Origin of the sequence: Streptomyces sp. NPDC056160, from assembly GCF_042268205.1 — a bacterium.
In the GTDB taxonomy this organism is placed as follows: Bacteria; Actinomycetota; Actinomycetes; order Streptomycetales; family Streptomycetaceae; genus Streptomyces.
This window is the reverse complement of sequence record NZ_JBHJUW010000022.1, coordinates 29,755-51,278: the sequence shown is the minus strand read 5'-3', so window position 1 is coordinate 51,278 and position 21,524 is coordinate 29,755. Positions and strand designations below refer to the sequence as shown.

Annotated in this window: 14 protein-coding genes and 2 pseudogenes; 12 read left to right on the top strand and 4 right to left on the bottom strand. The window is 70.7% G+C overall.

Annotation, left to right across the window (positions count from 1 at the left end; genetic code table 11):
- Positions 1–8: 8 nt before the first annotated feature.
- From ACFC02_RS10955 to ACFC02_RS10935, 5 genes are all read left to right on the top strand, one after another.
- On the top strand, positions 9–902 hold the full coding sequence (locus tag ACFC02_RS10955; protein WP_376355188.1) for a GNAT family N-acetyltransferase: 894 nt from the start codon (positions 9–11) through the stop codon (positions 900–902).
- Positions 899–2,005 (top strand): o-succinylbenzoate synthase, encoded by a 1,107-nt coding sequence (gene menC / locus ACFC02_RS10950; RefSeq protein ID WP_376355186.1) that lies wholly within the window; start codon positions 899–901, stop codon positions 2,003–2,005. Before ACFC02_RS10955 ends, menC begins: the two co-directional genes overlap by 4 nt.
- A 77-nt stretch (positions 2,006–2,082) precedes the next feature.
- A complete protein-coding gene (locus ACFC02_RS10945; RefSeq protein ID WP_376355185.1) occupies positions 2,083–3,741 on the top strand; it encodes a PucR family transcriptional regulator in 1,659 nt (552 codons plus the stop codon).
- Between the two features lie 654 nt (positions 3,742–4,395).
- Positions 4,396–5,787 carry a serine hydrolase domain-containing protein gene (locus tag ACFC02_RS10940; protein ID WP_376355184.1) on the top strand — a complete coding sequence of 464 codons (1,392 nt, stop codon included), beginning with the start codon at positions 4,396–4,398 and terminating at the stop codon, positions 5,785–5,787.
- Complete coding sequence (locus tag ACFC02_RS10935) at positions 5,784–6,722, top strand: serine hydrolase (RefSeq protein ID WP_376355182.1); 939 nt, start codon at positions 5,784–5,786, stop codon at positions 6,720–6,722. The genes ACFC02_RS10940 and ACFC02_RS10935 overlap by 4 nt, the downstream gene beginning before the upstream one ends.
- Here the strand turns inward: ACFC02_RS10935 and ACFC02_RS10930 are convergent.
- Positions 6,706–7,468: pseudogene (locus ACFC02_RS10930) on the bottom strand (transposase). The gene ACFC02_RS10935 and the pseudogene ACFC02_RS10930 sit on opposite strands and share 17 nt — an antisense overlap.
- Positions 7,469–7,697: 229 nt before the next feature.
- On the opposite strand from ACFC02_RS10930, the gene ACFC02_RS10925 reads away from it, so the two are divergent.
- The 7 genes from ACFC02_RS10925 to ACFC02_RS10895 all read left to right on the top strand — a co-directional run bounded on the left by ACFC02_RS10925 (position 7,698) and on the right by ACFC02_RS10895 (position 18,322).
- The gene (locus tag ACFC02_RS10925; RefSeq protein WP_376355180.1) at positions 7,698–9,296 is read left to right on the top strand and encodes an ABC transporter substrate-binding protein; all 1,599 of its coding nucleotides are present in this window, start codon (positions 7,698–7,700) and stop codon (positions 9,294–9,296) included.
- Positions 9,296–10,276 (top strand): ABC transporter permease, encoded by a 981-nt coding sequence (locus tag ACFC02_RS10920; RefSeq protein WP_376355178.1) that lies wholly within the window; start codon positions 9,296–9,298, stop codon positions 10,274–10,276. The genes ACFC02_RS10925 and ACFC02_RS10920 overlap by 1 nt, the downstream gene beginning before the upstream one ends.
- 1 nt (position 10,277) lies before the next feature.
- Positions 10,278–12,191 (top strand): dipeptide/oligopeptide/nickel ABC transporter permease/ATP-binding protein, encoded by a 1,914-nt coding sequence (locus tag ACFC02_RS10915; protein ID WP_376355176.1) that lies wholly within the window; start codon positions 10,278–10,280, stop codon positions 12,189–12,191.
- Positions 12,188–13,165 (top strand): ABC transporter ATP-binding protein, encoded by a 978-nt coding sequence (locus tag ACFC02_RS10910; protein ID WP_376355174.1) that lies wholly within the window; start codon positions 12,188–12,190, stop codon positions 13,163–13,165. Before ACFC02_RS10915 ends, ACFC02_RS10910 begins: the two co-directional genes overlap by 4 nt.
- Entirely contained in the window at positions 13,162–16,533 is a 3,372-nt protein-coding gene (locus ACFC02_RS10905; RefSeq protein WP_376355172.1) for a serine hydrolase, read from the top strand. The genes ACFC02_RS10910 and ACFC02_RS10905 overlap by 4 nt, the downstream gene beginning before the upstream one ends.
- A gap of 80 nt (positions 16,534–16,613) precedes the next feature.
- The gene (locus ACFC02_RS10900) at positions 16,614–17,753 is read left to right on the top strand and encodes an alpha/beta hydrolase (RefSeq protein ID WP_376355170.1); all 1,140 of its coding nucleotides are present in this window, start codon (positions 16,614–16,616) and stop codon (positions 17,751–17,753) included.
- 227 nt (positions 17,754–17,980) lie between these two features.
- Positions 17,981–18,322, top strand: a complete 342-nt coding sequence (locus ACFC02_RS10895; protein WP_376355168.1) for a molybdopterin-dependent oxidoreductase — start codon at positions 17,981–17,983, stop codon at positions 18,320–18,322.
- 24 nt (positions 18,323–18,346) lie between these two features.
- Here ACFC02_RS10895 and ACFC02_RS10890 read toward each other — a convergent pair.
- From ACFC02_RS10890 to ACFC02_RS10880, 3 genes and pseudogenes are all read right to left on the bottom strand, one after another.
- Positions 18,347–18,454, bottom strand: a pseudogene (locus ACFC02_RS10890) (substrate-binding domain-containing protein); the annotation flags it as partial.
- A 79-nt stretch (positions 18,455–18,533) separates the two neighbouring features.
- The gene (locus ACFC02_RS10885; protein ID WP_376355166.1) at positions 18,534–19,490 is read right to left on the bottom strand and encodes an aldo/keto reductase; all 957 of its coding nucleotides are present in this window, start codon (positions 19,488–19,490) and stop codon (positions 18,534–18,536) included.
- On the bottom strand, positions 19,487–21,382 hold the full coding sequence (locus ACFC02_RS10880) for a hypothetical protein (protein ID WP_376355164.1): 1,896 nt from the start codon (positions 21,380–21,382) through the stop codon (positions 19,487–19,489). Before ACFC02_RS10880 ends, ACFC02_RS10885 begins: the two co-directional genes overlap by 4 nt.
- Positions 21,383–21,524: the final 142 nt, after the last annotated feature.

Sequence of the window (21,524 nt, the reverse complement as noted above, 5' to 3'; positions counted from 1 at the left end):
AGCATCCGGTGACGAATCTTGCGATGAATGCGGAACAGCCGGTCACATCGGAAACCTGCGACGAGGCGGTGGCGGCCGCGCGGGCGGCGGCCACCGCGTCGGGGGTCGAGGTACGGGAGATCACCGAGATCGCCGAACTGACCGCGGTCGGAGTACTCTTCGAGGCCATCTGGCGGTCGGCGCCGGGCACCCGGCCGGTGACCACGGAGCTGCTGCGCGCGCTGTCGGCGGCCGGGAACTACGTGGCCGGCGCGTTTTCGGACGGCGAACTGCTCGGCGCGTGCGTCGGATTTTTCGGAAATCCCGGAAAAGGAAGTCTGCACAGTCACATCGCCGGAGTCGCCAAGACCGGTGCGGGCCGCGGAATCGGATATGCGCTGAAATTGCACCAGCGTGGCTGGGCATTGACGCAGGACGTCTCGGCCATCAAGTGGACGTTCGATCCGCTGGTGCGCCGCAACGCCTATTTCAACCTTGGCAAGCTCGGTGCGCTCCCGGTGCTGTACCTGCGCGACTTCTACGGGCCGATGGCGGACGGCATCAACGGTTCGGGCGACACCGACCGGCTCATGGTGTCCTGGGACCTGGGTGGCACGGCAGTGCGGGCCGCCGCGTTCGGCGAGCCCATCCGGACCGATGCGAAAGCCCTGCTCGCGCGGGGCGCCGCCGTGGCGCTCTCGGTGGACGCCGACGGCGGCCCGGCGACGGGCTCGGCAGATGCCCCGGTGGTGGTCGTCGCCGTCCCGGCGGACATCGAAGGCTTGCGCGGCACCGATCCCGGCAAGGCAGCCGCGTGGCGGGCCGCGCTGCGCGAAACGCTCGGCGGACTGATGTCCGCCGGGGGCCGGGTGACCGGCTTCGACCGGGCCGGCTTCTACGTGATTTCCAAGGAGGAGCAGTGAAACTCAGCGGTGTGGAACTGCGCCGGGTGCAGATGCCGCTCGTCGCCCCGTTCCGGACTTCGTTCGGCACTCAGTCCGTGCGCGATCTCCTGCTGCTGCGGGCGGTGACGCCGACGGGCGAGGGCTGGGGCGAGTGCGTGACGATGGCCGGCCCGCTGTACTCGTCGGAGTACAACGACGGTGCCGAGCACGTGCTGCGCCACTACCTCGTCCCGGCGCTGCTGGCCGCGGAGGACGTGACCGCGGCGAAGGTGACGCCGTTGCTGGCCAGGTTCAAGGGCCACCGGATGGCGAAGGGCGCGCTCGAGATGGCGGTGCTCGACGCCGAACTCCGCGCGAGCGAGCGGTCCTTCGCGGCCGAGCTGGGGTCGGTGCGGGACACCGTGCCGTGCGGTGTTTCGGTCGGCATCATGGACACGATCCCGCAGTTGCTCGACGTCGTGGACGGGTACCTGGACGACGGCTACGTGCGGATCAAGCTGAAGATCGAACCGGGCTGGGACGTCGAGCCGGTGCGCGCGGTCCGCGAACGCTTCGGCGACGACGTGTTGCTGCAGGTGGACGCCAACACCGCCTACACCCTGGGCGATGCGCCGCAGTTGGCCCGCCTCGATCCGTTCAGCCTGTTGCTGATCGAGCAGCCGCTGGAAGAGGAGGACGTCCTCGGCCACGCCGAACTGGCGCGCCGGATCAAGACGCCGATCTGCCTGGACGAATCGATCGTGTCGGCGCGCGCGGCGGCGGACGCGATCAAGCTGGGCGCGGTCCAGATCGTGAACATCAAGCCGGGTCGGGTCGGTGGTTACCTCGAAGCGCGGCGGGTGCACGACGTGTGCGCCGCGCACGCGGTTCCGGTGTGGTGCGGCGGGATGATCGAGACCGGCCTCGGCCGGGCGGCGAACGTCGCGCTCGCCTCGCTGCCGGGCTTCACGCTTCCCGGGGACACCTCCGCGTCCGACCGGTTCTACCAGAGGGACATCACCGAGCCGTTCGTGCTGTCCGACGGGCACCTGCCGGTGCCGACCGGTCCGGGCCTCGGCGTGGCGCCGATTCCGGAGCTGCTCGACGAGGTGACCACCGCGAAGGTGTGGATCGGTTCGTAGCCTGGCACGAATTCCGCCGATAGATTTGGCCGGATCGAACCAACCGGTTGGACCGGGGCCGGATCTACCTTCGGGGAGTGCTGACACCCGTGCCGAGCAAACCGCACACGAGTCTGGGTCGCGTCCTCGAAGCCCTCGGGGACGTGCTCCTCGAACCGGTCGCCGTCGGGCGTGTCACCCCGCGGCACCTCAGCGGCGTGGTGATCCACGATCCGCACGACGACGCCGAGTTCCCCGCCGAGGCGGTCGTCCTCGGGGTCGGCGTGCGCGAGACCGACGAGATCGCGAAGCTGCTGCACACCGTCGGCGAACGGGGGGCGGCCGCGCTGGTCGTGCGGTCGCCCGTCCCCGCGTCGGCGGAGCTGGTCCAGGCGGCCGACTCCACCGGGGTCGCGCTGCTCGGGCTGGCCAGCGCGGCGTCGTGGGCGCAGCTCGCCGCGATGCTCCGCACGTTGCTCGCCGAGGGCGACGTCGGCGATGTCTCCCCGCAGACGCTCGGCGGGATGCCGTCCGGTGATCTGTTCGCGCTCGCCAACGCGATCGCCGCGCTGCTGGACGCGCCGGTCACCATCGAGGACCGCAACTCGCGCGTGCTCGCCTTCTCCGGCCGCCAGGACGAGGCCGATCCTTCCCGCGTCGAAACGATTCTCGGCCGCCAGGTGCCCGAACGGTTCACCCGCCAGCTGGAGAAGGAAGGCGTTTTCGAACGCCTTTACCGGAACCACTGGCCGGTTTACGTCTGCCCGGACGGCTACGACGAGAACATCGCCATGCCCAGGGTCGCGGTCGCGGTCCGAGCCGGTGACGAGGTCCTCGGTTCGATCTGGGCCGCAGTCGACAACGAGCTCAGCGAGGAACGTACCGCGGCGTTGGTCGACGCCTCGAAGATCGTCGCGCTGCACATGCTTCGGCTGCGCGCTGGGGCCGATGTCGAGCGCCGGTTGCGGGCCGATCTGGTGAGCACCGCGCTCGAAGGCGGCCCCGGCGCGCCGGAAGCCATCGCGCGCCTCGGATTGCTGGGGCAGCCCACCATCGTGCTCGCCATGGGACTCCTCGAGGGCCCCGACGACGACCTCCGGCTCGTCGCGGAACGCCAGCGAGTCGCCGACGCGTTCGCCATGCACCTCAGCGCCGTCCAGCCCCGGTCGGCGGTAGCGCTGGTCGGCGATGTCGCGTACGGCATCGTCCCGATGGCCGGGAATCACGGCGATTGCCGCGAACGCTCGGTGCGCGTCGCGTCGACCTTCCTGGAACGCACGGGCCGCCGGGCCGGCGCCGCAATCGGCGTCGGACCGCTCGCGCTCGACGGCTCGGGCCTGCGCGCGTCCCGCGACGGGGCCGACCGCGCGTTGCGCGTGTTGCTCACCAACGGCGGCGCAAAACGAGTGATCACCGCCGAGGACGCGCACATCGAAGCGCTGCTGCTCGAATTGGCGGACCTCTCCGCGACACGCGGCGATGTCGCGACCGGGCCGATCGCGAGGCTGCTGGCCTACGACACGAAACACCAGTCGCAGCTCGTGCACACGCTGCGGTGCTGGCTCGATTCTTTCGGCGACATCGGCGCCGCGTCGGCCGCCGCGTACGTGCATCCGAGCACGTTCCGGTACCGGTTGCGCCGGCTCGTCGAGGTCGGCGGAATCGATCTCGACGACCCGGGAGACCGGTTCACGGCGATGGTGCAACTGCATTTGCTGCCGCGAGAGGGGAAAGCCGTTCCGGTCGAAGAGGCCTGACCGCCCGCGCGGTTGTTCCCCGGGCTCGAAAGACCTCCGCGGTGTTCGTGCTCTTCCGCCCCTCGCCGTGGGCGCCATGACGGCACTCTCCGGCGAAGGAACGTGCACAGCACGGAGGGCTGCCCGCCTCGCGAAAGAGGTCGGGGTCGAGGCCCGGCTGCACGCCGCCATGGCCGACGGCACCCGCAGCATCGGGATCGGCGAGGACGTTCCGGTCGTTCCCGCGTCGGTGTTCAAGGTCCCGATCGCGCTGGGCCCGGGGCGTGCGCGGACGTCCGGCGCCGGCTGGAACCGCAGGTCCGGCCGCACCGACTGCGGTCCGGGTTCCCGACGACGAGATGCGCACCAGCGGCAGGACGGGCACGACGCTGCCCGCTGTGCGCGATGAGGTCGTCGTGGTCGAGTACCCGGACGGCGGCCGGTACTCGGTCGTCGTGTACACCCGCGCCGAGGACGCCCGTTCCCGGCTCCCGAGCGCGACGCATTCATCGGTTTCGCCGCGGCGACGGCAGTGGAGTCGCTGCGCATGGCCTGATTCGTCTGGGCGGAGGAACTTTCCCCGCGCTCTCCTCGGTCCGGACGAACAAGTGACGTAGGCCACCGACCTAGCATTCCGGAAACGCCGGACCACCCTGACCCGGACAGAAGGTGCACATGTCGAAAATTCACGAGATAGAGACTTGGCTCCAGGAGAACTTCGCCGCTGTGCTGGCCCAGCATCAGGTCCCCGGCGCCGCGATCGCGGTGCTCGCCGACGGAGAGGTGATCGACCACGCGGCGGGCGTCCTGAACAAGGCCACCGGGGTGGAGTCCACTGTGGACTCGCTGTTCCAGATCGGGTCGATCACCAAGGTGTGGACGACCACCCTGATCACGCAACTGGTCGACGAGGGCCGCCTCGACCTCGACCGGCCGGTGCGCGACTACCTGCCGGAGTTCGCGCTCGGCGACGACGAGGCCGCGGCCGCGATCACCGTCCGGCAGCTGACCTGCCACACCGCCGGCTTCGAGGGCGACATCTTCACCGACACCGGGCCTGGCGACGACGCGGTGGAGAAGCTCATCGCCACGCTGTCCGACGTGCCGCAGCTTTTTTCGCCGGGCGAGCGGTTCTCGTACAACAACGCCGGCTACTGCGTACTCGGCCGCATCATCGAGGTGCTGCGCGGCAAGTGCTGGGACGACTGCGTGCGCGACCACCTCGTCGTGCCACTCGGCCTGACCCACGCAGCAACTGGGCCCTACGACGCGATCCGCTACCGCGCCGCGATCGGCCACGTCGCCCCGAAGCCGGGCGAGGAGCCGGTGCCTGCGCCGACCTGGGCGCTGACCCGCTCGAACGCCCCGGCCGGTTCGACGCTCGCGATGCGCCCGCGGGACCTGCTGACCTTCGTCAGAATGCACCTGAACGACGGCAAGGCCGACGACGGCACACAGGTGCTGTCGCCGGAGTCGCCGGCCGCGATGCGCGAGCCGCAGGTGGAGGTGCCCCCGCTCGGCATCATGGCCGACCACTGGGGCCTCGGTTGGATGCTCTTCGACTGGGAGGGCGGCCAGGTGATCGGCCACGACGGCGGCACCATCGGCCAGTCGGCCTTCCTGCGCGTGGTGCCGGAGCGAAACGTCGCGGTCGCGTTGCTCACCAACGGCGGGCAGCCGCTGCACGTCTACCAGGAAGTCCTGGGAAAGCTGCTTGACGAACTGGCCGGTGTCAAGCTCCCGGCACTGCCGGAGCCGAACCCCGCGGCCGCCCAGGCCGACCTGTCCCGGTACGTGGGCGAGTACTCGTCGATGGTCGCCGATACCGTCGTTACCGCGGAAGACGGCAAACTGTGGATGGAGCGCACACCGAAGGGGATCTTCGCCGAGCTCAGCGGCGCACCTCCGGCGAAGGAGGAACTGCTGCCCTACCTCGGCGACGCGTTCGTCGCCGAGGTCCCGCAGGTCCCGGGTGTCTATATGGCACACGCGTTCGTCGGCGACGACGGCACCGGCCGCGCCCAGTTCCTCCACACCGGCCGCGCCGACCGACGGGTGTCCCGGTGAGCGAGATCCGCGAACAGATCGAGGCCGTCTTCGCCGAAGCCGGCGCGGAAGGGTTCCTGCACGCTCGGGAAGTCGGCGTGCCGAACGGACCCGACGTGTCGGCGGGCGGCGACGACCCGGTGGTGCTGGCGTCGGTGTTCAAGATTGCGGTGGCCGTCGCCTACGCCCGCGAAGTCGTGGCGGGACGGATCGACGAGACCGAGCGGACGTTGGTGACCGCGCGGTACCGGATCGGCGGTATCGGCACCGCGGGCTGCGCCGACGACGTCGAGATGAGCTGGCGCGACCTCGCGCACTTCATGCTCACGATGAGCGACAACGCCGCGACCGACCTGGTGTTCCACCGCGTGGGCCAGGAAGCGGTGGACCGGGTGCTGGCCGACCTCGGGCTGGCCCGCACCCGGCTGATCGGTTGCTGCGAGGACCTGTTCGCATCCGTCGTGGCGGACCTCGGGGGGACCCCGGACTCCGACCTCGAAGCGCTGCTGGGCGAGGCCACGCCGGAGCAGATACTGAAGCTCTCGGTGCTCGACCCGCGACGCACGACCTCGTCGACGCCGCGCGAGACGACTGCGCTGCTCGACGCGATCTGGACCGATCGGGCAGGCGAACCCGAAGCCTGCGAACGCGTCCGCACGACCATGGCCCAGCAGGTCTGGCCGCACCGGCTGTCGTCCGGATTCCCGTCCGGGGTGCGGATCGCGGCGAAGACCGGGACGCTGCCCGGCGTCCGCAACGAAGCGGGAGTGGTGGCCTTGGGGGACGGCCGCCGGTTCGCGGTCGCGGTGTTCACCCGCGCCCGCTCCCTCGAAGACCGTCTTCCCGCGGTCGACGCGTCCATCGGCGCCGCCGCCCGGCTGGCCGTCGACCACCTCCACGCGCAGTGCGCGACTCGCTGGGAGAACCCCGATGATCGTGTCAAGCCGTCTGCGTGACCGGCGGGGCGGAGGTGAACCGCCTCTTGTCCCGCACGATCGCCCGCAGCACGCCGCCACGGCGGTGGGCGAGTGCGAGCAGTGCCTGGGTGTGGATCAGGCCCTGGGCGCGTTTCTCGAAGTACCAGCCCCTCGACGGGCCCGGTCGCATCATGGCGGACTGTACGGACACGGACAACAACCAGTGCAGGCACCGGTTGTGGCGTTCGGGCCGGTGGTGGTCGCCGGTGCGACGGCCGGAGTCGCGGAGCGGCGGCGTTCCAGCCAGATGGTCAGCGCCTGACGACGATCCTGCGACAGAGCAGCCGGGGCCTGGTATTCGGTCAGCATGACAACCGGGCCTTGGCCGCGGAGTAGCCGAAGGCCCGTTCCAGCGCGGCGGCAAGCAGGTCACGCGGGCGGTTGACGAGCCGGCCCCGGTCGGCGATGACCAGGGCGGCCTTGGCATCGGCCTCGTCCTCACCGCGGCAAGCGCCGGCCATCGGTTGACGACGGGGCCGGGCACGTCGACGACCTCCTGACCGTGCGCGATGGGCAGGGCCGGCGGCAGGGCGGAGGCCTGGCCGGAGGTGCCCACCACCCACCGCACCTCGTCGGCCTTCTGCCGGGCGGTGTCGATCAGCGTCGGGATCCGGGCTCGTTGTTGATCACCTTCCTCGGGAACAGCGTATGCCGTCGGCCTTGACCGCCACCGCCCAGTGGTGGCCCTTGCCGGCATCGGTGCCGGCCCCGTATCCGCGTGTGATGCCCGGTCACACGTATTGCCCCGTTCCTCCGTGATCAGCACTTCCGCGGCCCGGGAACCCTCCGCCGACAGGTCCTCAACCGGCGATGCCCGCAGTTCTCGATCAGCAAGCCGGAGCGTCCCGCAGGACCGGGCGGCCATTCCCCTGGAGACAGGAGCCATCGACGGCGAACACCCCATCAGCCACACCCGGTCCTCCCGGACCGCCCGACTTTCTTTGAGGAAACCCCATGAAAACTGCTCGGCTCACCGCCGTGATGGTGGGCGTGGTGGCCTTGACCGTGAGCGCGTGCGGGCAATCAGCGCAATCCGGGCAGGACCGGACCGCGAATCAGAGACTGACCGACGGCAAGACCTTCACCTATGCCATCTCCTCGGATCCGGGAACGCTCGACCCGGCGATCACCGTGCTTTCGATCGCCCGCGGCGTCGACCAGTTCCTCTACGACGGCCTGATCGGCCTCGACACGAAGGGGCAGCCACAGCCGGCGATCGCGGAGAAGTGGCAAGCCTCCACGACCAGCGCGTCCTTCACCCTGCGCAAGGGCATCACCTGCGCAGACGGCACCCCGCTGACCGCGAAGGACGTGGCCGGGAGCATCAACTTCGTCGGCGACCCGGCGAACAAGTCGCCGATCGCGGGCGTCACGGTGAAGGCGGGCACGGAGGCGGTCGCCGACGAGGCCGCGGGCACGGTCAAGGTCACCAGCGGGGCGCCGGACGCGTTCCTGCTCCGCAACCTCGTCAACGTGCCGATCGTCTGCGCGAAGGGGCTGGCCGACCGCAAGACGCTGGCCAAGGGCGAGAACGGCACCGGCATGTTCACTGTGTCCGAGATCGTCCCGAACGACCACTACACGCTGACGCGGCGCAAGGACTACACGTGGGGTCCCGGCCAGTTCGACTCGAAGCAGCCGGGCCTGCCGGACAAGGTGGTCATCCGGGTCATCCCGAACATGACGACGACGTCGAACCTGCTGCTGTCCGGCGAGGTCAACGGCGCCTCGGTCACCGGGCAGGACCAGCAGCGGCTGCGGGCGCAGCGGCTGTTCCACACCGACCTCACGGCTCCGTTCGGGGAGCTGTTCTTCAACCAGGCGCCCGGCCGGTTCGGCGCCGACCAGGCCATGCGCCGCGCGCTGGTCCAGGCGCTCGACCTCGCTCAGGTCCGGAAGGTGCTGACCCGGGACGGCAGCGCCCCGGTCAAGGGCATGGTCACCGGCAATCCCCCGCCGTGCGACGGCGATTCGGTCACCGGGAAGATCCCCGGCTTCGACGCCGCCGCAGCCAAGGCCGCGCTCGACGCGGCAGGCTGGAAGCCGGGTCCGGACGGCATCCGGGTCAAGGACGGGAAGCGCCTCGCGCTCACCGCCGTCTACGGCACGCAGCTGGGCCCGACCATGGCCCCTGGCGCCGAGCTGATGCAGCAGGGCTGGAAGGACGCCGGCATCGACGTCACGCTCAAGGGGGTCGACAGCCCGGGTCTGAGCCAGGCACTGTTCGCCACCGGCGAGTGGGACATCTCGATGGCGCCGCTCGGACTGACCCTGCCGAGCCAGCTGATCCCGTTCGTGTCCGGCGCAGAGCCCCCGCAGGGCACGAACTTCGCGCACATCAAGAACGCCACGTACGACTCGCTGGTCGCCAAGGCGGCTTCGCAGGCCGGCACAGCGGGCTGCACGGACTGGCTGGCCGCTGAATCGGCACTGTTCGAGAGGCAGGACGTCGTGCGGTTCGCGAACTCGGTGCTCCCGACCTTCGGGAACAACGCCCGGTTCGAGATCGCGAACGGCTACCTCAAGCCGTCCTCCATCCGGATGTACTCCTGATGACCGGCGCGAGCGCCGTCGAGGGCCCGAAGGTGAGCCCCTGGCTGGCCTTCGCCGCCCGCCGCCTCGGACGGTTCGTCGTGTCGCTGTGGGTGCTGGTGACGATGGCGTTCCTGATGATCCAGCTCATCCCGGGCGACCCCGTGCGCGCGGCGCTCGGCCTGACCGCGCCGGCCGAGCTGGTGAACGCCCGCCGCGTCGCGCTCGGGCTGGACCGTCCGCTGTGGCAGCAGTACCTGGACTACTTCGGCGGGCTGTTCAGCGGCGACTTCGGCACGTCGATGCTGAGCGGGCAACCGGTCGGCGACATCATCGCCACCCGGCTGCCCGCGACCTTGCAGCTGGCGTTGCCCGCCTTCGTGGTGGTCATCGCCCTCGCGATCCCGCTCGGCCTGACCTTCGCCGTGCTGACCCGCGGCGGCCGCCGCCGTGGCAGCGAACTGGCCTTCACCTCGACGACCGTGCTGTTCGCCGCGATCCCGGAGTTCCTGGTCGCGGTGGCGCTGGTGGCGTTCTTCGCGGTGCAACTGGGCTGGTTCCCGGTGGCCGGGCACGAGGGCGCGGGCTCGCTGGTCCTCCCGATCGTCGCGCTGGCGCTCGGCCCTGCGTCGACGCTCTCCCGGATCGTCCGGGTGGAGATGCTTTCCGTACTGGGCAACGACTTCATCCGCACCGCGCGAGCGAAGCGGCTGCCTGCCCGGCTGGTCCACCTGCGGCACGCACTGCCGAACGCGCTCACCGCGACGCTGACGCTCGGCGGGCTCATGCTCGTCTCCATGGTCGCGGGCACCGTGCTGGTGGAGAACGTCTTCGCCTGGCCGGGCCTCGGCTCGACGATCTCGCAGTCCATCCTGCAGAAGGACTACCCGCTGGTGCAGGGGATCGTGCTCGTGTACGGCGTCGGCGTGCTGCTGGTGAACCTCGTGGTGGACCTGCTGCTGGCGGTCCTCGATCCGCGTTCGACGATCCGGGAGAACTGAGATGAAGAAACGGCGCGGAGCGCAGTGGCTCGCGGCCCTGCGCACCCCCTTGGGCGGGTTCGCGGCCGCCCTGCTTCTGCTGGCCCTCGCGGTCGCGGTGCTGGGCCCGATCCTGTGGCAGGACGCGGCTTCGGCGGTCGACACGAACGCGATCGGCCAGGGTCCGTCTGCGCAGCACTGGGTCGGCACCGACGAACTGGGTCGTGACATCTTCTACCGGGTGCTGGTGGCGTCCCGGCTTTCGGTGCTGCTGGCGCTGATCGCCACCGTGATCGGCGTGGCGACGGGACTCGTGCTCGGCATGCTGCCGACGGTGCTGCCGCGTCCGCTCGGAAGGCTGCTGGCGACGGCGGTGAACATCGCGGTCGCGTTCCCCGGGCTGCTGCTGGTGCTGTTCTTCGCGGTGATCTTCGGCGTGGGCACACGAGGCGCGGTCATGGCGATCGGATTCGCACTGGCTCCGCAGTTCGCGCGGCTGACGCAGACCTTGTCCGCGTCGGTGGCCGGCCGGGACTTCGTGTCGGCGGCACAGGTAGCGGGAGTGGGCCGGATCCGGTTGCTGTACCGGCACATCCTGCCCAACATCGGCGAGCCGCTGGCGATCAACGCCACCATCGGCGCGGGCGGTGCGCTGCTGGCCTTTTCCGGGCTGTCCTTCCTCGGCATCGGTGTGCAGGCCCCGGACTACGACTGGGGCCGGCTGCTCAACGAAGGCCTCAACGGCATTTACGTCAACCCGGCGGCGGCGCTCGCACCCGGTGTCGCGGTGGTCGTCGCGGGGCTCGCGTTCAACCTGTTCGGTGAGACGATCGCCGGCGTGATCGGCGTCCGGACCCGGCTGCCGCGGCTGGTCCCCCGGCCGGTCCGAAAGTCCACAGTGGATCCGGCAGCGGCGATGGACGACACCGTGCTGGTGGTCGAGAACCTGGAAGTCGCCTTCCCGCAGCCGTCCGGCTGGACGGTGCCGGTGCGCGGCGTGAGCTTCACAGTGCGGGCGGGCGAGGCGATCGGCGTCGTCGGCGAATCGGGTTCGGGCAAGAGCCTGACCGGACTCGCGGTGTCAAGGCTGATCGAAGCGCCCGGTTCGGTGACCGCCGACCGGCTGGATTTCGCCGGTACGCCGGTGCTCACCACGCCGGAACGCGAACTGCGGCCGCTGCTCGGCACGTCGCTGGCGATGGTGTTCCAGGACCCGATGACGTCTTTCAACCCGACCCGCCGGATCGGCAAGCAGCTCGCCGAGGTCTCCGAACAGCACCAGGGGCTTTCGCGGACCCAGGCGCTCGCGCGGGCGGTCGACCGGCTGCGCGCCGTGCGCATCCCGGCGGCGCAGCGGCGGGCGCGGCAGTACCCGCACGAGTTCTCCGGCGGCATGCGCCAGCGCGCGATGATCGGCATGGGCCTGATGGGCGACCCGAGGCTGATCATCGCGGACGAGCCGACGACGGCGCTGGACGTGACCGTGCAGCGGCAGTTGCTCCGGTTGCTGGCGCGGACGCGCGCCGAACGCGGCACAGCGATCATCCTGATCAGCCACGACATCGCGGTCGTTTCCCAGACGTGCGAACGGGTCCTGGTGATGTACGCCGGGCGGATCGTGGAGGACCTGCCTGCCGCCGGTCCGGAGATCCGGCCGCGGCACCCGTACACGCGGGCGCTGCTGGCCACGACGCTCGACCTGGACACCGACCCGGACGCGCCGCTCGCGGTGATCCCGGGCCGCCCCCCGGAACCGCACCGGATGCCGGCCGGCTGCGCGTTCGCCGACCGCTGCCCGGCGGCGACGGACCAGTGCCGCACGCGAGACCCGGAACTGACCGTGATCGCGCCGGAGCATCGGGTGGCGTGCTGGCATCCGGATGAGGCGATGCCGCAAGCAGCGGGTGCCGTCGTCGTGGCGGGAGGCGTGGAATGAGCGAGCTGGTTTTCGATTCCGTCAGCGTGCGGTACGGCGGACGGCGCGGACTCACCGCGGTGGACGGGGTTTCCCTCACCGTTCCCGCGGGCCAGGTCGTCGGCCTGGTCGGCGAGTCCGGTTCGGGCAAGTCGACGCTCGCCCGGGCAGCGGTCGGGTTGTCGCCGGTGAGCGCGGGCCGGGTGCTGCTCGGTGGAGTGGATGTGCGCAAGCTGCCGCGCCGCCGCCCGCTGCAGATGGTGTTCCAGGATCCGTATGCGTCGCTCAACCCGAGGATGACCATCGGCGAGTCGATCACCGAAGCGATGCCGCGGGGCAGCAAGGCGGCTCGGCGGGCGGAAGTGGCGCGGCTGCTGGAACTGGTGAATCTTGATCCGGACCGTGCCGGGCAACTGCCCGGGGAGATGTCCGGCGGGCAGCGCCAGCGCGTGGCGCTCGCCCGCGCGCTCGCCGGGCGGCCGCAGGCGCTGATCGCCGACGAGATCACCTCCGCGCTCGACGTTTCGGTGCAGGGCGCGGTGCTCAATCTGGTGCGGTCGGTGCAGCGGCAGCTCGACCTGTCGATGCTGTTCATCTCGCACAACCTCGCCGTCGTGCGCTATCTCAGCGACATCGTCGCGGTGATGTACCTCGGCCGGATCGTCGAGGCCGGTCCGGCGGAGCAGGTGCTCACCGATCCGCAGCATCCCTACACCCGCGACCTGCTCGACGCCGCCCCCTCGGCGCACAAGTCGCTGTTCGACCTCGAACCGAGCGCGACCGCGGACGCGGAAACGCCGGACCAGCACGACCCGCCCGCCGGGTGCCGGTACCACCCGCGCTGCCCGGTCGGCCCGCTCGTGCGCACCGACCGCGACATCTGTCTTCGCGCCGATCCGGCCGAGGACGCCGCGCCCCGGCGACACGCCGCGGCCTGCCACTTCAGCGAATCCGAGGGCCACGAGCCCGTGATCTCCGAAGGAGCCAGCGGATGACCCGCCGTCTCGCCATCGAAGACCTGTACGACCTCGCCGCGCCCAGCCAGCCCGCGCTTGCGCCGGACGGCAGCCGGGTCGTCTACGTGCTCCGGACCGCGGACCGGGACGAGGACCGCAACGTCGACGCGCTCTGGACGGTGGCCACGGAGTCGGGCGAGGCCCGGCAGCTCACCGGTGGAAACGCCGACGCAGCACCGAAGTGGGCTCCGGACGGCTCCCGGCTCGCGTTCCTGCGCGCTCAGGACGGTCCGCCGCAGGTGTGGTTCCTCCCGGCGGACGGCGGCGAAGCCGAGCAGATCACCAGGCTTCCGCTCGGCGCGGGCGCACCGGTGTGGAGCCCGGACGGCAGTCAGATCGCCTTCTCCGCGGCGACCGATCTCGCCGCGCCCGCCGCGGCCCCCGCGGCGAACGTGCCGATCGTGGTCGAGCGGCTGAACTACAAGTCCGACGGGCCCGGCCTGCTGAAGACTCTCCGTAGCCATCTGCACGTCCTCGATGTCGCCACTGGCGCAGTCCGGCAGCTCACCTTCGGCGACTGGCACGCGGGCGAACCCGCGTGGTCGCCCGACGGCACGCACGTGGCGTTCGCCGCGGCACAGGACGACGACGCCGACCTCACCCTCCGGTCCGCCGCTTACGTGCTCGACGTCACCGAACGGAAGTCCGAACCGAAGCTGGTCGGTTCCGCTGAGGGCATGGCGGGCACGGTCAGCTGGACCGCCGACGGCACGGCGCTGCTGGTGGTCGGCCGCACCGACACGGCCACCGGGCACCTCGGCCTGATACGGGTCCCGCTGGAGGGCGGCGAACCGGTCGACCTGGCCGCTTCCCTCGACCGTAACGTGATGCCCGGCGGCGCTGGTTATCCGGGCGTGCTGCCACAGGTCACCGCGGCGGGGGACGCCGTGTTGTTCGCGATCCGCGACCGCGGGTGCACCCATCTGTACGAAGCCGACCTGGCCGGCGGGGAACCGCGCCCGGTGCTGACCGGCGCCGACAACGTGGTGTCCGGAGTGAGCCTGGTCGGCGACCGGGCAGCGGTCGTGCTGGCCACGGCCGATTCGTTCGGCGAGATCGTGGTGCTCGACCGCGCCACGGGTTCGCTCGACGTGCGCACACAGCATGGTGCGGCAGTGTCCGAAGCGGAACTGTTCTCCCGTCAGGCGCGGGAGTTCACCATCAGCGACGGCACGATCGTGCAAGGCTGGCTGATCCGCGACCCCGAGCGCACCGGCGCGCAGCCGCTGCTGATCGACATCCACGGCGGTCCGCACAACGCCTGGAACGGTGCCGCGGACTCGATTCACCTCTACCACCAGGCGCTTGCCGAGCGCGGCTGGGCGGTGCTGCTGCTCAACCCGCGTGCCAGCGACGGTTACGGCGAAGCGTTCTACACCGCCACGGTCGGCGCGTGGGGCCAGGCGGACGCCGCTGATTTCCTGGAGCCGATCGACCAGCTCGTGGCCGAGGGCCTGGCCGACCCGGACCGGCTCGCCGTCACCGGGTACAGCTACGGCGGCTTCATGACCTGCTATCTGACCAGCCGGGACGACCGCTTCGCCGCCGCCGTCGCCGGTGGTGTGGTCAGCGATCTGACCAGCTTGGCCGGTACCTCCGACGGCGGGCATTTCCTTGCGGTCAACGAGTTCTGCGGCGTTTCGACGAGCAGCTACGAGAGGTCGTCCCCGTACTCGAAGGCCGAGCAGGTCCGCACGCCGACGCTGATTCTGCAGGGCGCCGAGGACATCCGGTGCCCGGTCGGGCAGGCGGAGCAGTGGTTCACCGCGCTGCGCGAGCGCGATGTGCCGTCGAGGCTGGTGCTCTACCCCGGCGGCTCGCATCTGTTCATTCTGGACGGTCCGCCCTCGCACCGCGTCGACTACAACCGGCGCGTCGTCGAGTGGGTGGAGCAGTACGCGGGTGCGGTCGGCGGGGTTTCGCGGGTGCCGATCGAGGCCGCGCACTGGAGCCGTCGGCTGGCGGAGCTGGCGCGCAAGCACCGCGTTCCCGGTGCGTCGCTGGGGATTCTGCGTGTCGAGACCGGCGAGGAGGTGCTCGCGACGCACGGCGTGCTGAGCACGACCACCGGAGTCGAAGTCACCGAGGACTCGCTGTTCCAGATCGGCTCGATTTCCAAGGTATGGACGTCGACGGTGGTGATGCAGCTGGTCGACGAGGGTCTGCTCGACCTCGACGCGCCGGTGACCGACGTGCTGCCGGAGTTGCGGCTGGCGGATCCCGAGGTGGCCAAGCGCGTCACCACGCGGCACCTGCTGACCCACACCAGCGGCATCGACGGCGACATCTTCACCGACACCGGCCGCGGCGACGACTGTGTCGAGAAGTATGTGGACCTGCTGGAAGACGCCGCGCAGAACCACCCGCTCGGCGTCACGTTCTCGTACTGCAACTCGGGTTTCGTCCTCATGGGACGGGTGATCGAGAAGCTCACCGGGAAGACCTGGGATGCCGCCATGCGGGAGAAGCTGTTCGCTCCGCTCGGACTCACGCACACCGTCACGCTGCCGGAGGAGGCGTTGCTGTTCCGCGCCGCGGTCGGCCACATCGCCTCGGACGACGCCGATCCGGAGCCGGCGTCGACCTGGCAGTTGCCGCGCTCGGCCGGTCCGGCCGGTCTGATCACTGCCCGGAGCGCGGACGTGCTCGCGTTCGCCCGACTGCACCTCACCGGCGGTCTGACCGCGGACGGCTCGCGGATCCTGTCGGAAGAATCGGCCGCGGCCATGGCGGAGAAGCAGGCTGAGGTGCCGGACCCGCGCACCCTTGGCGATTCGTGGGGTCTCGGCTGGATCCGCGACGACTGGAACGGCCACCGCGTGATCGGCCACGACGGCAACACGATCGGCCAGTCCGCGTTCCTGCGGCTGCTGCCGGACCAGGGCCTCGCGGTCACTCTGCTGACGAATGGCGGCCACGCCCGAGACCTGTATGTGGAGCTGTACCGGGAAATCTTCGCCGAACTCGCCGACGTGGCCATGCCGCGCCCGCTCGAACCGCCGGCGACCCCGGTCACGGTGGACGTGAGCCGGCACCTCGGCGTTTACGAACGGGCCGGCGTCCATGCAGAGGTGACGGAGGGCCCGAACGGGCTGCGCCTGGTGCACACCACCACCGGCGCTCTGGCGGAACTCATGCCGAAGAAGACACAGGCGTTCGACCTGGTGCCGGTCTCGGACACGCTGTTCCTGTTCCGAGAACCGGGCGGGAAGTTCTGGACGCCGGTGATGTTCTACACCCTGCCGACGGGAGAGCCGTACGTCCACTACGGGGTGCGAGCCACTCCGAAGGTGTCCCAAACCGTTTCGAGCCGGCTGTCACTCCGACAGAGGCCTCCGGTCACCTGAACGGCACGGTTGCCGGGCGGTGGAGGGGACGGCCCGCAACGGTATGCGGAGGGGGAAAGTTCATCCAAAAGGAGAAGTTGATGCGTGCAACCGACGGACACGCCCGCCGCAGGACCCTGTCCGCCGTGGCGGCGTCCGTGGCCGCAGGCGCGGTCCTGACCGGCTACTGCGCCGCGTCCGGCGCCGCGTCCGCCCTTCCGGCCTCCCTCATCACCGGCGGCGGCACGAGCGACGGCGACACGTCCAACGGAAACGTCCCCTGCGGAATGCCGTCCGTCTCGCTCGACCGCACCACCCAGTCCTTCCTCAACCAGCTCGCCCACCAGGGCGGCAAGCCGCTGTTCGAGCAGACCCCCGCGCAGGCCCGCGAGGTCCTGAACAAGCTCCAGGCCCAACCCGTGCCCGAGCTTCCCGCGGACATCACCGAGAAGACGATCAAGGGCGGGCCGACCGGACAGGTGTCCCTGCGCATCGTCCGTCCCGCCGGAGTCAAGGGAACGCTTCCCGGCCTCGTCTACATCCACGGCGGCGGCTGGGTACTCGGCAACGCCAAAACCCACGACCGCCTGGTGCGTCAGCTCGCCAACGGAGCCCACGCGGCGGTCGTCTTCGTCAACTACACGCCCTCCCCCGAAGCCCGCTTCCCCGTCGCCATCGAGCAGGCCTACACCGCCTCCAAGTGGGTCGCCGAACACGGCAAGGAGATCGGCATCGACGGTAACCGACTCGCCGTCGCCGGCGACTCCGTCGGCGGCGACATGACCGCCGCCGTCACCATGATGGCCAAGCAGCGCGGCGGAGTGAAGTTCCGCCGGCAGGTCCTCCTGTACCCCGTCACCGACGCCAACTTCGACACCACCTCCTACAAACGGTTCCAGGAGAACTGCTGGCTCACCCGCGCCAACATGGAATGGTTCTGGGACAAGTACGCACCCAGCACCGCCGACCGCAACAACCCCCTGGCCTCGCCCAACAAGGCCACCACCGCACAACTGCGCGGCCTGCCCCCCGCACTCGTCGTCACCGACTCCGACGTCCTGCTCAACGGAGCCAAGACCTACATCGGCAAGCTGCGCGCCGCCGGCGTCAACGTCCAGCACCTGGACTACCCGCACACCGTGCACGACTTCATGATGCTCAACGCCCTGCGCGACACACCGTCCACCAAGGACGCCGTCGCCAAGACCACCGCCGCCCTCCGTCAGGCACTGAACAGCTGACGCAGGCTGCCGCGCCCGGCCGGAAGCGTCACCGCACCCCCGGCCGGGGCCGGCCCACACCAAAACCAGCGGACTGACCGCTCCTGACGGCTCGGCGCCCTCGAAGCCCGGTGGTCCAGCGACGCTGCCGGGGCCGCCGCCGATACCCCACATGTTTCCCCCGGTCTCCGCGCCGTGGCCGCAGCGAAGCCGTCCGGCGCGTACCGAGCAGGAGGAGGAGCGGCGAGATGACAGGCTTCTCACCGGGATTCCGGGGCCGGACCCACGCCTTCGAGGGACGTCTTCCGCCCGGCCAGTATCCGACGGAGTCCTTCCCCGTGCTGTCCGCCGGACCGACCCCGCACCCGGATACCGCACAGTGGTCCTTCACCGTCACCGACGAGACCGGACGACAGCGTTCGTGGACGTGGGACGAGATGATGAACCTGCCGCAACAGGAACCCACGGTGCACATCCACTGCGTCACCCGCTGGTCCAAGTTCGCCACCCGGTGGCGTGGCGTCTCCCTCGACGTCCTGCTGGATGACATCGATACGGCAGCCGGCTTCGTCGTCGCCGAGTCCTATTGACGGATACAAGACGGCGAGCTTCAGATCGTGCGGGACGCTCAGCCCGAGCTCCTGCGCCTTCTCCAGAACCCCGACGGCACTCTCGGTCGACGTGCACACGACGGCCTGCGGCCGGTCCGCTCCGGTGTGCAGTCGACGTGGCTTGTTCTGCCGTATGCCTGGGGCTGGTTGGTGCTGGACCCCGGAGCGGGCGGGGAGAGCTCCGCCCGCCTCAGCCCTCCAGCAGCGACCGCGGCACGAACCCGGCGTCGGCCAGCCGCCGCCACAGCTCGTCCGGGACGGGGAAGCGTGCAGCCGCCGCGTTCGCGCTCGCCTCGGCCGCGGAGCGGCAGCCGACGACCACCGAGCCGACCGCCGGGTGCAGGAACGGGAACTGGACCGCGGCCGCGGACAAGGGCACCCCGAACCCGTCGCACAGCGCCCGGCACTCCTGCGCCCGAGCCAGTTCCCGCCGTGGAACCGGACGGTAGTTGAACATCGCGTCGGGCGACGGGTCCGCAAGCAGACCGGTGTTGAAGACGCCGCCCACGACCACCGCCGTCCCGGTCCGCGCGCACAGCGGCAGCAACGTCGACAGTGCCTCGTGGTCGAGCAGCGAGAACCGGCCCGCGATCAGAACGACGTCCACCTCGAACGCGGCCACGTACGCGGCCAGGGGCGCGCTGTGGTTCATGCCGAACCCGATCGCGCGCACCAGCCCCTCGTCACGCAGCTTGCGCACCGTCGGATAGGCCGTGCGCCTGACCTCCTCCGGGTAGTCGTCCGGGTCGTGCAGGTACAGGACGTCGACCGAGGACCGGCCCAGCCGGGCCAGGCTCGACTCCAGGGACCGGCGGATCCCGGCCTCCGTCCAGTCCGCGACGACCTCGCCCGGCGCACCGCCGGGACCGGGGCGCAGCAGCCACCCGGCCTTCGTGGAGATGACCGGCTCGGTGATCCCGGCCGGCGCCAGCAGCCGGCCGAGGCGCTCCTCGGCCTGGCCGTGCCCGTAGCGCGGCGCGGTGTCGAAGTAGCTGATCCCTGCCTCGGCAGCGGTGCGCAGTGTGGCGGCGGCGTCCTGCTCGGACACCTCCTCGAACAGCCCGCCCAGCGGCGCGGTCCCGATGCCGATGCGGGGGAGGGCGAAGGGCGTCCGGGACGCGGCCCGGCCGGTCGTGGACGCGGTCATCGCGCCTCCTGCCAGGGGGAATTGTACGCGGGCCGGCCGGCCCGCAGGGTCATGGTCAGCGTCAGCCGCACCCGCGTGCGGCCGGGCAGTTCCACACGGCAGTACGGGCCGTCCACCTTGTGCGCGGGCCCGTCGTCGACGCGGACGGTGTGTACGACGTGTTCGGCGAAGGAGCCCGCCTGCACGACCACCGAGCGCGCCGCGTCGCCCAGGTTGACCAGCTCCGCGACCGTGTGGTCCGGACGGATGTCCGTGACGAGCGCGGCGACATCCGGCGGCAGCCCCGGGCGCCGTTCCTCGGCGTCGTGGTAGCGCAGATGAAGGTGGGCGAGTCCGCCGTTGTAGAGGACCTGCGGAGAGCCGGTGGTCAGCTGCAGCAGTGCCTCGGTCAGCACCGGATTGAGGTGCTGCCAGTGGTGGATGCCGAGGACGTCCGGCCCGACGGCCGGGTCCACCGGGTCCCCGGCGATGGCGTCGAGCCGCTCCTGGCACGAGGCGAGCGCGCTGCGCAGCATCCGTTCGGGGAAGTCCGGATTGCGGCCCTGCAGGAACTCGTACCAGGGCTCCTCGTGCCCCGCCTCGTCCTTGATGCGCTGGGTGTGCACCGTCGTCCAGTCCCAGCGCGAGCCGGCCCGCAGCGCCTCGATCCGCTCCCGGTCCGCCTCCGCCCGACTGAAGTGCCACAGGGACAGCGGGAGTTGCCCCGGCATGACGGTGAAGTCGAACCAGCCGGAGTCGTTGTGGCGCTGCGGGACCATCAGGGTGCGGTCGGCGGTCATCGCCGCAAGATGGGGGTCCCAGCGTTCGCCGAGCGTGCCCCGCTCGTCCGCGCCGCGATGCTCGGCTCGGCGCAGCACCGCGTCCAGCGGGTTGCGGGCCAGGTCCAGGTAGGCCGCGTCGCCGGTCAGCAGAGTGGCGTTGGACGCGCCGACCAGGGTGCCGCTGGCGACCGGGGACAGCCCGTGCGGCCACGACCATCCGTAGTGCCCGCCGTACCACCGGCCGTCCAGGTACTCGCCGACCTGCCCGCTCAGCCCGGCGTTGTCCGGTACGGCGTCGTGCCCGGCGAGCCGCTCGAGCCAGACGCCGGCGTACTCGGCCACCCAGTCCGCGTAGTGCGGACCGCCGCCGAGCAGAAAGGCGTTGGTGGCGAGCCCGGTCGCCGCCAGGTTCACGATCGTGTCGCCGCGGCCCATCCGGTCCCACATCGCACGGCCGTAGGCGCGGGCCCGCTCGGGGGACGCCGCCAGCTCGTCGAAGGACGTCACGTCCGGCATCCCGTCGAGCGGCAGGCCGTAGGGGCGCAGAGCGAGGCTCCACGGGAAGTACGCGTCCTCGTCGCTGAACCCCCAACGGGGGCCCGCCGACCCGTTGTGCGGCGCCCGGATCACCCGGTGCTCAGTGTCGTAGTTCGGGCCGCCCGGAAGGTAGAAGTCGGCGAAGGCGCGGGCCAGTTCGCGCAGTTGGGCATCGCCCGGATCGGCCAGGCACAGCCCGTAGAACAGCAGCAGCCCCTCGCCCTGGTGGAACCAGTCGTAGCCGCGCTCCAGGCCTCCTTGCAGCATGCCCATCTCGGTGAGCTGCGCGCTCACCCCGTGCCAGTGGCGGCGCGCCGCGGCCAGCAGCTCCGTGCTGCCGCCGAGGACGTACAGCGTCGGCCAGTTGAAGAAGGGCTCGTAGAAGTCGTCCACGCCGTCGCGGCCGTCCAGGCCCTGGCCCAGCGTGTCGCGGAACACGAGGCGTCCGTCGCCCTCGGTGTACCGGTCGGCGAACACCCGCCACGCCTTGTCCTGGAGCGCGAACAACTCCCGCTCCAGCGTGGCCCATCGGGGGACGTCCGCGATGGGGCGGTCAGCTTGCAGGCGCGGGCAGGGCCCGGCCGCGGCCCTCATCGACGCACCGCTTCCACTGTGTCCGCCAGCGCCGCTCTGCTCGGTCCCGTGCCTCACGTGCACCCACCCCTCGCAATCGCCCATCGATAGCCGATGGTTAGACTCACTGGCGCCAGCCGACGTGTCAATACTCCGGAGCCAC

Excerpts from the sequence above, each read along its gene's own strand:
- ACFC02_RS10895 (WP_376355168.1), top strand. The coding sequence starts at position 17,981 with ATGACAGGCTTCTCACCGGGATTCCGGGGCCGGACCCACGCCTTCGAG.
- ACFC02_RS10940 (WP_376355184.1), top strand. The coding sequence starts at position 4,396 with ATGTCGAAAATTCACGAGATAGAGACTTGGCTCCAGGAGAACTTCGCC.
- ACFC02_RS10910 (WP_376355174.1), top strand. The coding sequence starts at position 12,188 with ATGAGCGAGCTGGTTTTCGATTCCGTCAGCGTGCGGTACGGCGGACGG.
- ACFC02_RS10920 (WP_376355178.1), top strand. The coding sequence starts at position 9,296 with ATGACCGGCGCGAGCGCCGTCGAGGGCCCGAAGGTGAGCCCCTGGCTG.
- ACFC02_RS10915 (WP_376355176.1), top strand. The coding sequence starts at position 10,278 with ATGAAGAAACGGCGCGGAGCGCAGTGGCTCGCGGCCCTGCGCACCCCC.
- ACFC02_RS10900 (WP_376355170.1), top strand. The coding sequence starts at position 16,614 with ATGCGTGCAACCGACGGACACGCCCGCCGCAGGACCCTGTCCGCCGTG.
- ACFC02_RS10885 (WP_376355166.1), bottom strand. The coding sequence starts at position 19,490 with ATGACCGCGTCCACGACCGGCCGGGCCGCGTCCCGGACGCCCTTCGCC.
- ACFC02_RS10905 (WP_376355172.1), top strand. The coding sequence starts at position 13,162 with ATGACCCGCCGTCTCGCCATCGAAGACCTGTACGACCTCGCCGCGCCC.
- ACFC02_RS10880 (WP_376355164.1), bottom strand. The coding sequence starts at position 21,382 with ATGAGGGCCGCGGCCGGGCCCTGCCCGCGCCTGCAAGCTGACCGCCCC.
- ACFC02_RS10925 (WP_376355180.1), top strand. The coding sequence starts at position 7,698 with ATGAAAACTGCTCGGCTCACCGCCGTGATGGTGGGCGTGGTGGCCTTG.